Consider the following 14132-nt stretch of genomic DNA (forward strand, 5'->3'; position numbering starts at 1 on the left):
CACCCGGTCAGGGGCCCGCGAACGGGAACGGCCAGACGTACATCCCGCCGACCCCGTACGCGATCCAACGGCCGCGACCGTACGAGCCGACCGGACCGAACCAGAGTCCGTGGGAGGCCGCCTCGGGCCCGAACCAGGCGTGGTTCTCCGACTCGGGCCCCCAACAGGTCCAGCGGCCTCAGGATTCGGGGCCGCAGCGGCCTCCCACACCTCCTGCGAGGACCCCGCCGTCCTCGCGCGTCGTCGCCCAGGACTCGGTGGCCGAGGCGTTCCTGTCGGGTGCGCCCCGCCCGGAAGCCCCACCCACGAACCCTTCGACACCCCGAGGGACGCCGACACCCCCGGGGGCGCCGACGCCACCGGGCGCCCCGGGGCCGTGGCCCCCGCCACCCGACCCGGCGCGGCGACCCGTGCACGGGGGCGCGGCGGTGCCTACTCCCGGGGTTCCCGGTTCCGCGCCCCCGCCGCCCTCCGGTCCCCCCGGTCCTGGAGCGCCGCGGTCGGGTGTGTCCGGGCACGGCCCATCCGTTCCGGCGGCTCCGCCCTCGGGCACTCCCGGGCGGGGGATGAGGGCGCCGGGCGCACCCGGCTCCGGCGTTCCCCCAACGCCCGTGCCGCGCGGTCCCGGGCAGGGGACCCCACCCTCGGGCACACCTACCCACGGGGTCACCGACCCCGGCATGTCCGTGTCGGGCACGTCCACGTCCGCCGGGGCGGCACACGGGGACGCCCCCGTGTCGCCCTGGGCGCCACCGCCCCCTCCCGGACCGTCCGAGCAGGGGGCTCCCGCGTCGGAGGCGCCCGTGCCGGGGGCACCCGGTCCCGGCGCCGCGGCGCCCGCGGCACAGGGTTTCGCGGCCCCGCCCCCCGGTGCCCCCGGGCAGGTGACGCCGGACCCGGACACGTCCGGGCGAGAAGCCGGGGCGTCCGGCGCATCCGGGCCCGGCGTCTCCCCCGCACCCGCTTCGGATGAGCCCCGACCGGCCGACCCCGTGCCCGGTGCGGACACCTCCGACCAGGGTGGGACCGGGAACGGGTCGCCCGAGTCCGAAACCGTGACACTGACGCGCGGTGACCTCGCGTCGGCTGCTCCCGGCCCAGGGGGGACCGCGACGCCGGAATCAGCCGTGTCCGGCGACTCCGGTCCACCCGCCTCCGACACCTCGGGTACGGGCGGCTCCGCGTCGCCCGCGCGGGTGTGGTTCGGGACGGCGTCCCCGCCGGAAGCCCCCCGTCGGGCTCCGGGCTCCCCGCGCCCACCGGTCGACCGACAGCCCCGTCAGGTGGGCGCACCGCGCCCGGCCGACCCCCCGGTCGTCGGTGCTCCGGGGGCGGACGACTCCACGCACCCCGACGCGGAGGAGACGGACGTCTTCGTCGTCCTCGGCTCCGAACGCAGGGCGCGTAAGGAGAGGAGACAGGAGGAGGGTCCGGACCCGCTCCCGTACCAGGGCGCCCCCGTGTCCGAGACCGAGGCGGAACCGGCGGAGGGGGCGGCCGAAGCCGCGCCACCGGAAACCGGGACCGCCCCGGCCACCCCCGCGGCTGGGGCTCCGCCTGTCCCGGACGACCGGGAAGTCCAGGAGGGGGCGGGCGCTCCGGCGTCGGCCGACGCCGGTTTCCTCACCGCCTCCTACACGGCGGTCCCCGGCGGGTACGAGGCGCGCATCACCGAGATCACACCCGTTCCGGTCTCGCGTCTGCGCCGCGCCGTCTTCACGGTGACCGGGGGCCGGGTCAACCTCGGCTGATCCCGTGGTCGGGTGGCATGCGGGGAGGCGCGCCCGCCTCCCCTTGCGGACGCGCCTCCGGGGGCGCCGCGTGGCGGCGCTCCCCTCACCGGCTGGTTCCGTGGGTCGCCCTCACCGAGGGCCAGAAGACCCGGGAACCGTTCCGGCTCGCCGACCCTCCAGCGCCCCTCCCCTCAACGGGGCGGGGGGTCGGCCGGCCGCCCGTGCCGGATCTCGCCTCCCTCATGGCGGACCGCGCGGCACCGGGCGGCGTCATGTGGTCATCCGTCCGCCCTCCCCAACCCGTCGATCAGGGTCATTGCCTCCCTGAGGGCCGGTGGGAGCGGGACCGCCCACACACCGGCGCCGTGTTCCCAGCCCGGTCCCCCGCGCAGCTCGCTGAGCCGCCCGTCCAGGTCCTCCGCCTCCTGCGCGATCACCGCGATCCGGCTCCGGCTGAGCAGGCACACCGACTCGCCGCGGTCGAAGAACCGGCGCAGCTCGTAACCGAGCACGATCAGCCGCGCCGCGCGCCGCCACGGGTCGAGCGTCGGGTCGAGCGTCACCACGATCAGCCGGTGGTCCACGGTGGGGGGTCCGTCGTCACCGATCGGATACAGCTCCCCGAGCCGTGTGCGTAGGTAGGCCGGTGTCGCCAGCCCGGTCAGCGCGTCCTGGCAGGTGTTGGCGGCCCGTGCCCCCTCCGCCCACCCCTCGGCCATGGCGCGTACCAGCCTCAACGGGGGGTCCCCCCACTCCACGGCCTCCGTGAACGCGGCCAGGTCCGCGAGGCTCCGCCCGATCCCGATCCCCGCCCGTGCCCGCGCCGCTCCCAGACGTCCGGACGCGTCCGCCGGATCGGCGCCGGTCGTGAAGGCCGCGCAGACGGCGTCCACCGCGGGCGTCCACCAGTCCTCCGTCCGGTCCCACACCGTCTCCCGGCTCCGACTTCCCCACAGGGCACGGAGTTCCCGGACGCGAACTCCGTGGTCGCACGCCCCGGTTCCCCGTCCTTCGTCACCCATGGCACCGCTCCCCCCTGTCGCCCGGACCTTCGGCACGCGGTCGGGGCCCGTACCCTCGCGGTGGGCCGTTCCGCTCGCCTCTGTCTTGGATTACGGAGAACGGTGGCGGTCATGACGCCGATCAGGGATATTTTTTTCGGGGACCTGTAAGTTCGACGCCGATCCGGCGTTTCTCCCAGCTGGCAGGGGATGTCGAGAAAGGACGCCGTGTGACCGACGCCGACGGCAGTCACACAGAGCTACTCACTGGTGACGAAGAATTCATCAGGCGCGTACGCGGTGGTGACACCGCGGCCTACGGTGTGCTCTACGAACGCCACGCGGCCGCCGCGCGCGGTCTCGCGCGCCAGCTCCTGCGCGGCGAGGCCGAGGTCGAGGACGCCGTCGCGGAGGCCTTCACCCGGGTGCTCAGCGTCATCCAGCGGGGTCAGGGCCCCACGGACTGCTTTCGTCCGTACCTGCTGACCGCCGTCCGCAACGCCGCCTACGACCGGGGGCGCGGCGAGAAGCGCCAGGTCGTCACGGACGACATGGAGAGCCTCGATCCAGGACAGCCCTTCGTCGACCCCGCTCTGGCGGGCCTCGAGCGCTCCCTCATCGCCCGTGCCTTCCTTTCCCTTCCCGAACGCTGGCAGGCGGTGCTGTGGCACACCGAGATCGAGGGGGTCAAGCCCTCGGAGGCCGCCCCCATCCTCGGTATGAACGCGAACGGCGTCGCCGCCCTCGCCTACCGTGCCAGGGAGGGCCTGCGGCAGGCCTACCTCCAGATGCACCTGGCGGGCGGAGGCGCCGCGGAGCCGTGCCGCCCCACCCTCGGCCTGCTCGGCGCCTACGTCCGGGGCGGTCTGGCCAAACGCGACACCGCCAAGGTCGGCGCGCACCTGGACGAGTGCGCTGACTGCCGCGAGGTGTACGCGGAGCTGATGGACGTCAACGTCGGGCTGCGCGGGACCATCCTTCCCCTGGTGGCCGGTGCCGGAGCCGCGGGTTATCTCGCCTCCGTTCCGGGCGGCGCCGCCACCGGCGCCTGGTGGGGGCAGATGTCGCGCGGCCAGCAGCAGGCGACGGTGGGCGCCACGGCCGCGGCCGGGGTCGCCGTCGCGGTCGCCTTCGCGCTCGTCAGCGGACAGGAACCCCTTCCCGACCCGCCAACCGCCGCGCCACCCGTCCAATCAGCTCAGCCCGTCCCCCAGGATGATCCCCCGCCAGCCGACCCGCCGCCCGTGAACCCGCCGCCCGTCGCGCCGGTCACCGCCCCGTCCCCCTCGGAGGAGCCCGAGCCCGTGCCGGACCCCGTTCCCGAGGTCGTGCCGCCCGCCGACGTTCCAGAGGCCGAGGTGTCCGGGGAGGAGGCGCCGGAGCCCTTGTTCGCGGCGGGCATCGACCCGGTCGGTTCCCTGATCCCCGGCGGTGACGGGATCATGGTCATGGACGTGCGCAACATCGGCGCGGCCACCGTGGACGAGGTCGTCGCCCTCATCACGCTGCCGCCCGGTGTCGAGATGGTCTCCTCCGGTGGCGCGGGCAACGCGCTTCCCGGGGCGGCCGGACACGGGGACTGGAGCTGCTCGGCGGGCAGCAACGGGGGCCGCTGCGTGCACCCCGGCCTGGACGCCGGACAGGACAGTACGCAGTTCTTCGACGTCCGTGTGGCCGGGGACGCCGACACCGGCGTCCCGGCCACGGTCGCTCTGTCGACCGGGGACGTCTCCGCCACCGCGACGGGTGAGCGGGGGGTGAGCGCCGACGGGGTTGCCGCGCGCTACGCGACGGCCGGCCGGGTCCGGGCGGAGACCGTCGGCAACGCCCTGATGACGTGTGTCGAACCGGAGCTCCCCGAGCCTCCGGTGATCCCCTGGCCGTGGCCCTGGCCCGAGCATCCGCACGATCACGGGCACGATCACGACGGCGGCCAGGGGCACCCGGACGGCCATTCCGAGGAGGCTCCGGGCGGGGACGCGTCGGAGGGCCCCGTTCCGTCACCCGAGGCCGACACACGCCGTGCCCCGAGCGACGAACCGCTCGACCCGGGGCTGGACCCGCTGCTCGAGGAGGCCGACGGCGTCGGGGACAACGGGGACGGAGGGAACGGTGAGTCCTCTGGGGACACCGGAGCGACCGAGGGTGACCCCTCCCCGGTCGGCGGGGAGGTGGGCGGCCCGGTGACCGCTGACGGTGGCGACGGCGCTCCGGACACCCCGGGTGTTCCCGCGCCCCCCGTCACCTCCGGGGATTCCCGGGCTTCCCAGGCGCCGGACTCCTCGGAGGGCCAGAACGGCCCCGCGGACGCGGAGAGCCCGGAACCCACGCCCCACACCGGGGAGGAGGCCACCGAGTCCACCGCGGAGGGACCCTGTGCCCGGGCCCGGTCCCGGGAGGGGTACCTGCTCGACAACGACCACTGGTCGATGGGCCCCCTCGACCGTGACCGGAACCCGGACACCACCTCCTCCAGCTCCGCCACCTGGGAACTCCCCGAGGGCGGTGAGGTGCGCTGGGCGGGTCTGTACTTCTCCGCGGCCGGACGGCCGCAGACGCCGACCGCGCGGATCAAGGGACCCGCGGCGGACGAGTACCGGACCGTCACGGCGGACGAGGTCCACGTCGCCGACCTGCCCGGGTACCCCGTCTACCAGGCCTTCACCGACGTCACCGACATCGTGCGCGCCCACGGTGGCGGTGAGTGGTGGGTCGCCGACGTCCCCTCGGTCGAGGGCCGCGGCGTCTACGCCGGGTGGAGCCTGGTCGTGGTGATGGAGGACCCCGAGGTCAGGTCCTACAACCAGGCGATGGTCCTGGACCACGCCGACGTCGTCTTCCGGGGCGGCGGGGCCGGCTTCCCGGTCTCCGGGCTGCTGCCCGCGGCGGTGTCCTCCACCGTGGACGTCGTCGCCTGGGAGGGGGACGCGGGCTTGGCCGGGGACTCGGTGACGGTGGACGGGACGGTCCTCGCGCCGCACGGCGGACGCGCGGGTGCGGACAACGCCTTCGTCAGCTCCGCGCGCGGGGCGGTGGGGGACCCCGCCGCGTTCGGGACGGACGTCGTCCGATTCGACGCAGTACTCGGACGGGAATCGGACATCCGAATCCACTCCCAGCAGGATGCCTTGGTGGTCGGTGTGATCGCTCTGACCGCGCCCATGCGGACCTGAGGCCCGACTCGGCATGACATCCCGGTCACGCTGCGTGGGATGCGGAAAGCCCGAGTCACCTCGGATGTTCGTTCATGCGTAGCGTGACCGTAACGGTGGGTGTTCACGGCTGGCACGCAAAACGAGACAGACTTGGCTAGGCTGTGGCCCGGTCATGGGTATGGCCCCAGAATCAACAGGGAAGGGGGCGGTGTCACGTGGACCGCTGCGCGTTGTTCGTCGACGCGGGATACCTTCTCGCGGACGGCGCGATGGCCGTACACGGAACCCGCAACCGGGACTCCGTCTCCTGGGACTACTCCGGTCTCGTCCAGTTCCTCAACGAGGTGGCGCGGGATCGCACCGGTCTGCCGCTCCTGCGCTGCTACTGGTACGAGGCCGTCGCCGACGACCGGCGCACCCAGGAACAGGACGGCATCGCCGACATCCCCGGCATCAAGTTCCGCGCGGCCCGGATACGGCCCGGTCGCCGCGAGGGAGTGGAGAGCTACGTCCAACGCGATCTCACCACCCTGGCCCGCACCGGTGTGCTGTGCGACGCCGTCCTGGTGAGCGGTGACGAGGACATGGCGTCCGTCGTCGCGGACGTGCAGGACCTGGGCGTCCGCGTCACCGTCGTGCACATCTCCGTCGAGGGCAACTGGACCATCTCCCGCACCCTGCGCCGGGAGTGCGACGACCTCATCGAGATCGGCGCCGGTCACCTGCGCCCACACGTCAACCTTCTCACCAGCGGCGGATCCTCCCAGGAGAACGCGGCCAAGACCACGACGCCGTTCGCGAACGGCCGTGCCCGGTCGGCTCCCGAGACCCCCCGCCAGCCGGTCGAGGCCCAGCCCGGGGGCAGCCGGGTCGAGCCCGCCGGGACCACGGGCGGCGGTCTGGAGGGGATCTTCGCGGGAACCGGGCCCCAGCCCGTTCCGCAGGGCAGTGCCATGGAGCAGTTGCGCGCGATGCGGCGGTCCCTCGCCCAGCAGCGCGGCGACCACCTCGCCGGTCCGGCCGCGGACACCCGGCAACCGGGCCCGATCGACGCCAACGGCTTCCCCTCGGGCGCCCAGACCCCGATGAACGGCAACGGCGCCTACCCGGGCACGACGCCGTCGCCGACCGGACCCGGCGGGCAGAACGGCCAGGGGGTCTACCCCCCCGGAGACCAACCGGTGCGGGGCGCGGAGCAGAACGGGTACGGCCTTTCCGGCAGACCAGCCTCCCCGCAGCCCGGTGCCAACACCCATGCCGCGGCGGGCCCCCAGCCCGCGTTCACGGCCGGCACGGGGCCACAGCAGTCCTTCGCGGGCGGGACGGGGAGCCAGCAGTCCTTCGCGGGCGCGGCCGACGCGCAGCAGCCGTTCGCCGGTGGGACGGGGCCCCAGCAGTCCTTCGCGGGGGGAACCGGGCCGCAGCGCTCCTTCGCCTCCGACACCCCCCAGGGCCACCCGCCGCCGCAGAGAAGCGGGCCGCCGCCCCAGGCGGACCCACGCTTCGGTCCAGGAGACAATGCGGGTTTCGGGGGTGCGAACGACGCAAACCCTACCTATGGGACCAGTACGGAAACTGACGCCGCCCGCCGCGGCGGGGGGGCGCCCNACGTACTGGTCCCGAACACGACGAACGCTTCGATCCTCGGGGACACCAGGAACCCGGTTCCAGTCCTGGATATCCCCAGCAGACACGCGCCGCCGCGCATACCGTTGACGATGCGGTGCATGTCGCACGCAAAGAAGGGAACGACTTCGCGGAGTCGATCGCGCGCGAGGCGCCCGCCCTGTGGGTCGAGGCGGTTCTCGCCCGGAGACCCCGGATGCCCTCCGACCTGGAGGCGCGTCTGCTCCAGGGCTCTTCGCTGCCGATCGACCACCTGTTGAGGGACGAGGTCCGGGACGGACTGCGCCAGGGGTTCTGGCAGGCACTGGAGCGCGCCAGGCCCTGATCGGCGCGTGGGAGTGCGAGTAGGGGATGGGGGCGATGCGGTTGACCCACGTGACGACGGCAGATCTCGACCGTATGGAGTTCCACGCCGTCCGGTCGGGTGAGCACGGCCCCGTCGCCGCCCAGTTGCAGGACCTGGCCAACCGTGTGGACGCCGGGAGCGAGATCACCCGCGCCGAACTGTTCGTCCGCGCGGGGGAGCAGTGGGAGATCGCCCAGGAGTACGAGCACGCGTGCGCGGCCTACCAACGGGCGATCGACGACGGCGGCCCGACGGTGATCGACGCGCGTGCCCTGAGCGCGGGCGCCCTGCTGCAACTGGACGAGGCAGACCGGGCCTATGCGCAGCTCAAACGCCTGGAGAACGAGTCGTTGCTGGGGTTGCCCACCCACGTGCACATCGCGGAGGTGCTCTACGCCCACGACGACCTCGGGGGCGCTGAGCGCTGGGCGACCGCCGGGATCCGCGCGCATCTGGACGCCACCGCCTCCCCGTACGTGCGGGACCTGCTGGACGAGCTCCTGAGGATTCGCTTCCGCATCCGCACCGACCTGGGACTGGGGGAGGACGACCTGGACGGCCTGCTGGACGGCGACTGACCCCCGGCGGGCCCGGTCCGGGCGCCGGTCGTCGGCCGGGTCCGGAGCGTGCCCCCGACGTGACCCGCGACGCGGTCGTGAGCTTTCTGACGCGCCTGGTGCGTCACACCCCTCGCGGGCCCCTAGGCTGTGTCCGGTCGCGGTCGCGAACACCCCCGGATCGGTGAGCGAAACCCCCACGAAGCAGATGGATCGACGCGCCCCATACCACGTCTCGGGCGTGCCCTCAGCCATGGTCGCCGCGGCCAGAAAATCGATGACACGCCATCATCTTGCGGTGTTCCAACGCCCCATCCCCTAGATGTAGTATCTCTCCCGCTGGTGGTTCACCCCCCAGGGGTGAGGCAAGAGGGAACCCGGTGTGAATCCGGGGCTGCCCCGCAGCGGTGAGCGGGATCGATCTGCGTCGCACACGAGACTCCCCCGAGTGACCCCCGGGGAGCGACGGTCAGGAGGGCGCCCGTGAGCCCGAGGACCTGCCGCCAGCGCGCACCGACCGTGCGCCGACGACGGGGCTTCGAGAGCGGGCCACCGCGACCCACCGGTCACGTGACCACGCGCACTCAGCGTGTCGGACCACCGGTGTGCCGTGGCCGTGTTTCTCGTGTCCCTCCCCGCCGGGACTCTTCTACCGAGGTTGGAGCCGCTGTATGACCCTTGACGTCGAGGCCGTGCCCGCATCCGTTCGGCCCGAGCCGACCCACGACGGCGCGCCCCCCGCCGCCGTCGACCGGATCGAGCACGTCGTAACCGAGGCCTGCGCGCGGCTCACCGGTGTTTCGGCGGACAAGGTCCTCACCGAGGCGCGCCGCGGGTTCTACCCCGGCATCTCGGACGCCGAGGTGGAGCTCGCCCTGGTCATGGCAGCCCGCAGCTTCGTGGAGGTCGATCCCGACTACTCCTACGTGGCCGCCCGCCTGCTGCTGGACAAGCTCCGCCGCGAGGCGCTCACCTTCATCGCGGGCGCCCCGCAGGCCGCCAGCCAGTCCGAGATGGCCGACCGCTACGCCGCCTACCTGGCCGCCTACGTCGGCCGCGGCATCGACCTCGGCCAGCTCGACCCGGCTCTGGCCACGTTCGACCTGGAGCGCCTGGGGGCCGCCCTGCGCCCCGAGCGGGACGAGAACTTCACCTTCCTCGGCATCCAGACCCTCTACGACCGCTACTTCCTGCACAGCGACGAGGTCCGCTACGAGCTGCCGCAGGCGTTCTTCATGCGCGTCGCCATGGGTCTGGCCCTGAACGAGGACGACCGCGACGCCCGCGCCATCGAGTTCTACGAGCTGCTGTCCTCGTTCGACTTCATGGCCTCCACGCCGACCCTGTTCAACTCGGGGACGGTGCGCGCGCAGCTGTCGTCCTGCTTCCTCACCACCGTCGGCGACGACCTCCACTCGATCTTCCACGGCATCAGCAACAACGCGATGCTGTCCAAGTACTCGGGCGGCCTCGGCAACGACTGGACGCCGGTGCGCGGCCTCGGCTCGCACATCCGCGGCACCAACGGCAAGAGCCAGGGCGTCGTCCCGTTCCTGAAGATCGCCAACGACACCGCCGTCGCGGTCAACCAGGGCGGCAAGCGCAAGGGCGCGGTCTGCGCCTACCTGGAGACCTGGCACATCGACATCGAGGAGTTCCTCGACCTCCGCAAGAACACCGGTGACGAGCGTCGCCGCACCCACGACATGAACACCGCGAACTGGGTTCCGGACCTGTTCATGAAGCGTGTGGAGGAGGGCGGCTCCTGGACGCTGTTCTCACCGGACGAGGTCACCGACCTGCACGACAAGTACGGGACCGAGTTCGCCGAGGCCTACGCCCACTACGAGGCCGAGGCCGAGGCGGGGCGGATCAAGGTCTTCAAGAAGGTCCAGGCCGTCGACCTGTGGCGCCGCATGCTCACCATGCTGTTCGAGACCGGCCACCCGTGGATCACGTTCAAGGACCCGTGCAACCTGCGCTCCCCGCAGCAGCACTCGGGTGTCGTGCACTCGTCCAACCTGTGCACCGAGATCACGCTGAACACCAGCGCCGACGAGGTCGCCGTCTGCAACCTGGGCTCGGTCAACCTGGCCCAGCACACCGGCCCCAACGGCCTGGACGCCGAGCGCCTGCGCCGCACCGTGCGCACCGCCGTGCGGATGCTCGACAACGTCATCGACGTGAACTTCTACACGATCCCCGAGGCGCGCCGCGCGAACATGCGCCACCGTCCGGTGGGTCTGGGCCTCATGGGCTTCCAGGACGCGCTGTTCAAGCTGCGCACCCCGTTCGCCTCCGAGGGCGCCGTCGACTTCGCCGACGAGAGCATGGAGCTGATCAGCTACTACGCCATCGAGGCGTCCATGGAGCTCGCGGCCGAGCGCGGTTCCTACGAGACCTTCGACGGGTCGCTGTGGAGCAAGGGCGTCCTGCCGATCGACTCGCTGCGCGCGCTCGCCGAGGCGCGGGGCGGTGACCTGGACGTCGACCGGGGCGAGACCCTGGACTGGGACTCGCTGCGTGAGCGGGTGCGCACCACCGGGATGCGCAACTCCAACGTGATGGCGATCGCCCCGACCGCGACCATCGCCAACATCACCGGTGTGGGCCAGTCGATCGAGCCGGTCTACCGGAACCTGTTCGTCAAGTCGAACATGTCCGGCGACTTCACCGTCGTCAACCCGTACCTGGTCCGCGACCTCAAGGAGCGCGGCCTGTGGGACGACGACATGGTCTCGCAGCTGAAGATGCACGACGGCAGCCTGGGCGCCATCGACCGTGTTCCCGCCGACCTCAAGGCCCTGTACGCCACGGCCTTCGAGGTCGACCCGAACTGGCTGGTCGACGCCGGGTCGCGCCGCCAGAAGTGGATCGACCAGGCTCAGTCGCTGAACCTGTACATGGCCGCTCCCAGCGGTCGCAAGCTCGACGCCCTGTACCGTCGGGCGTGGCGCTCGGGTCTGAAGACCACGTACTACCTGCGTTCGCAGAGCGCCACCCACGTGGAGAAGAGCACGCTGAAGGGAACGGACGGGCGCCTCAACGCCGTGTCCGCGACCCCGGCCCCGGCCCCCGCGCCGAGCCCGTCTCCCTCCCCCTCGCCGAGCCCGAGCCCCGCTCCGAGCCCCGCGCCCACCGCCGCCGGTGAGGACGAGTTCGAGATCGTGGACGGCCAGGCCTGCTCCATCGAGGACCCCGAGTGCGAGGCCTGCCAGTAGCGGGCCCCACTCCGTCGGGGAGCCACGAACCGAGGGGCCGTCCGCGCGCGTCGTGGGCGGCCCCGGTTCGGGCCCCGGCCCCAGACATCACGCAACACCAACGTCCGGCCCGGCCGGAGACACGGAAAGCGACCGCAGCATGACCACAGCAGCCGACAACAGTGCCAGCGCGACCAGCGGTCTCGGGGAGATCGAGCGTGACGCCGAGCGCGTCAACGTCGACGACAAGGCGATGATCAACGCCCGCGCCGACGTCAACCAGCTGCTCCCGCTCAAGTACACGTGGGCGTGGGAGAAGTACCTGGCGGGTTGCAACAACCACTGGATGCCGACCGAGGTCGCGATGCAGGCCGACATCGCGCTGTGGAAGTCCAAGGACGGGCTGACCGAGGACGAGCGCCTGATGCTCAAGCGCAACCTCGGCTTCTTCGCCACCGCCGAGTCGCTGGTGGCCAACAACATCGTCCTGGCCGTGTACCGCCAGCTGACCAACCCGGAGTGCCGCCAGTACCTGCTGCGCCAGGCCTTCGAGGAGGCCGTGCACACGCACACCTTCCAGTACATCTGTGAGAGCCTGGGCCTGGACGAGGGCGAGCTCTTCAACATGTACCGGGAGATCCCGTCGATCACGGCCAAGGACGCGTGGGCGCTCAAGTACACGCAGAACCTGGAGGACCCCGACTTCAGGACCGGTACGCCGGAGGCCGACCAGGCGTTCCTGCGGGACCTGGTCGCGTTCTACGTGATCTTCGAGGGCATGTGGTTCTACACGGGCTTCGCGCAGATCCTGTCGCTGGGCCGCCGCAACAAGATGGTCGGCATCGCCGAGCAGTACCAGTACATCCTGCGCGACGAGTCGATCCACCTGAACTTCGGCATCGACGTGATCAACCAGATCAAGATCGAGAACCCGCACCTGTGGACCGAGGAGTTCCAGGCCGAGGTCCGCACGATGCTCGCGGAGGCCTGTGAGCTGGAGGTCGCCTACGGCCGCGAGACCATGCCGCGCGGCGTGCTGGGCCTCAACGCGGAGCTGTGCGAGAAGTACATGCACTTCATCACCGACCGCCGTGCCGAGCAGATCGGTCTGGCGCCCATCTTCGGGGAGACGGAGAACCCGTTCCCGTGGATGTCGGAGATGATGGACCTGCAGAAGGAGAAGAACTTCTTCGAGACTCGCGTGATCGAGTACCAGACCGGCGGCGGCCTGGACTGGGACTGATCCGCATCGACCCGGCCCTCCCTCCCCGTCGGCGGAGGGGGCGGAGGGCCGATGCGAGAGGAGGCCCGGTAGGCGCGACCGGGCCTTCCCCGCCCGACGGGCGGACGCGGGGGTGCCCCCGTCTCTTCGGAGGCGGGGGCACCCCTTTCGCGCGTCCGGGGGCGCTGCCGTGGTCCGCGTCAGAGCGGGGGGTTCGCGGCGGCTCGGAGTACGGCCTGGACACGGCCGATCGGATCGGTGGCCGCGCGGGGCGCGCACACCAGCGCGAGGCCGACCGCGTCCACCGCCGTACCGGGCGTCGGGGGTGCCTCTTCGTGTCGTCTGGGCGATCCGGGGTCGGGGCCCTCGAAGTTGTCACCCCACGGGTGGTCGTCGATCACGCGCCCTCCCGCTGGCGTCGGGTGAGCAGTGCCCACATGGTGTGGTGGTCACCGGCCACGAGGCGTTCGTGCGGGTTCCCGGGCCCCTTCCAACCGATCGGCCGATGGGCGACGATCACGCTTCCACCGTTTTCGGTGTTCTCGGTGGTGAGGATCCACCGTCCGGCGATCAGGTCGTCCAGGGCCCGCAGCAGGGCCTGGTCGGTGGCGGTCACCGCTCCACCTCCGGGGTGAGCCGCTCCAGTGGGGAGTGCCAGACGAGCGTGTGGGTGTGCGGGCCGGGGCGCGTGGAGCGGGCTACGCGGACCACCGGCCCCACGATGGCGGCGTAGACGGCGCGGCTCTCCAGATCCGGACCCAGGTACCGGACGTCGGCTCCGCGCTCGGCGGCCCACCGCTTCAGTTTCGGCACGTCGGGCAGTTCGCGCAGGTCGCAGACGCGGGTGATCCTGTTCGTCACCGGGTCCTCACCACCCACCTGGCGAGGGCGGTCACGGCGGTCTCGGCCACCGACAGCAGGGTGATCTCAGGCTGCCGCGGCTTCTGGGCGTAGGGGCGTACGCGGGTGAGGCGGCGCGGGCGGCGGCGAGGGGGAGTCATGCGCTCACCCCCGTGAGGGCCCGCCAGGTGCGGACGGCGGTCGTCAGGTCCTCCAGATCGACGGGCGGGGCTTCGGAAGGCGGCTCAGGGCGCACGGGGTCGGGGGCGAGGAGGTCGTACTTCTCCGGCACGGCGGGCTGTCCGACGCGGCGGCGCTCGACGGCCAGGAGGTAGGGGCGCGCGAGCTGGGGGTCGTCCACGGGGGCCGAGGTCACCGGGAGTGGGGCCGACGCCGGGTCGACGGGTTCCACCTGGAGAGCCGGGGGCCTGGGGTGGGGGATCGGGTGGGCG

At 72.3% G+C, this 14132-nt stretch carries 10 protein-coding genes, 2 pseudogenes and 1 riboswitch; of the genes and pseudogenes, 6 read left to right on the plus strand and 6 right to left on the minus strand.

Features of this window, described 5'->3' with window-relative positions; all coding sequences use genetic code 11:
• Positions 1–1283 precede the first annotated feature (1283 nt).
• Complete coding sequence (locus tag D471_RS0113880; RefSeq protein WP_017599166.1) at positions 1284–1751, plus strand: hypothetical protein; 468 nt, start codon at positions 1284–1286, stop codon at positions 1749–1751.
• Positions 1752–2011: 260 nt separating this feature from the next.
• Here the strand turns inward: D471_RS0113880 and D471_RS0113885 are convergent, their stop codons facing one another.
• Positions 2012–2755 (minus strand): hypothetical protein, encoded by a 744-nt coding sequence (locus D471_RS0113885; protein ID WP_017599167.1) that lies wholly within the window; start codon positions 2753–2755, stop codon positions 2012–2014.
• A 209-nt stretch (positions 2756–2964) separates the two neighbouring features.
• Here D471_RS0113885 and D471_RS0113890 point away from each other — a divergent pair, with 209 nt between their 5' ends.
• The 5 genes and pseudogenes from D471_RS0113890 to D471_RS0113910 all read left to right on the plus strand — a co-directional run bounded on the left by D471_RS0113890 (position 2965) and on the right by D471_RS0113910 (position 12861).
• The gene (locus D471_RS0113890) at positions 2965–5907 is read left to right on the plus strand and encodes a sigma-70 family RNA polymerase sigma factor (RefSeq protein ID WP_026127713.1); all 2943 of its coding nucleotides are present in this window, start codon (positions 2965–2967) and stop codon (positions 5905–5907) included.
• Positions 5908–6104: 197 nt separating this feature from the next.
• Positions 6105–7840 (plus strand): annotated as a pseudogene (locus tag D471_RS34420) (NYN domain-containing protein).
• 26 nt (positions 7841–7866) lie between these two features.
• On the plus strand, positions 7867–8439 hold the full coding sequence (locus D471_RS0113900; protein WP_026127714.1) for a hypothetical protein: 573 nt from the start codon (positions 7867–7869) through the stop codon (positions 8437–8439).
• Between the two features lie 305 nt (positions 8440–8744).
• Positions 8745–8937, plus strand: a riboswitch (cobalamin riboswitch).
• Positions 8938–9089: 152 nt separating this feature from the next.
• Positions 9090–11639 carry a ribonucleoside-diphosphate reductase subunit alpha gene (locus D471_RS0113905; protein WP_017599169.1) on the plus strand — a complete coding sequence of 850 codons (2550 nt, stop codon included), beginning with the start codon at positions 9090–9092 and terminating at the stop codon, positions 11637–11639.
• A 139-nt stretch (positions 11640–11778) separates the two neighbouring features.
• Complete coding sequence (locus D471_RS0113910) at positions 11779–12861, plus strand: ribonucleotide-diphosphate reductase subunit beta (protein WP_017599170.1); 1083 nt, start codon at positions 11779–11781, stop codon at positions 12859–12861.
• Positions 12862–13040: 179 nt separating this feature from the next.
• On the opposite strand, the gene D471_RS0113915 is transcribed toward D471_RS0113910, so the two are convergent.
• From D471_RS0113915 to D471_RS0113935, 5 genes and pseudogenes are all read right to left on the minus strand, one after another.
• The gene (locus D471_RS0113915; RefSeq protein ID WP_017599171.1) at positions 13041–13241 is read right to left on the minus strand and encodes a hypothetical protein; all 201 of its coding nucleotides are present in this window, start codon (positions 13239–13241) and stop codon (positions 13041–13043) included.
• Entirely contained in the window at positions 13238–13456 is a 219-nt protein-coding gene (locus tag D471_RS0113920; protein ID WP_017599172.1) for a hypothetical protein, read from the minus strand. Before D471_RS0113920 ends, D471_RS0113915 begins: the two co-directional genes overlap by 4 nt.
• Complete coding sequence (locus tag D471_RS0113925; protein ID WP_017599173.1) at positions 13453–13701, minus strand: hypothetical protein; 249 nt, start codon at positions 13699–13701, stop codon at positions 13453–13455. Before D471_RS0113925 ends, D471_RS0113920 begins: the two co-directional genes overlap by 4 nt.
• Positions 13698–13841: a hypothetical protein gene (locus D471_RS40190; RefSeq protein WP_017599174.1), complete on the minus strand. Its 144-nt coding sequence runs from the start codon at positions 13839–13841 to the stop codon at positions 13698–13700. The genes D471_RS0113925 and D471_RS40190 overlap by 4 nt, the downstream gene beginning before the upstream one ends.
• Positions 13838–14132, minus strand: a pseudogene (locus D471_RS0113935) (hypothetical protein); the annotation flags it as partial. The pseudogene D471_RS0113935 and the gene D471_RS40190, both read right to left, overlap by 4 nt.

The sequence above is a fragment of the Nocardiopsis lucentensis DSM 44048 genome (genome assembly GCF_000341125.1).
GTDB lineage: Bacteria > Actinomycetota > Actinomycetes > Streptosporangiales > Streptosporangiaceae > Nocardiopsis > Nocardiopsis lucentensis.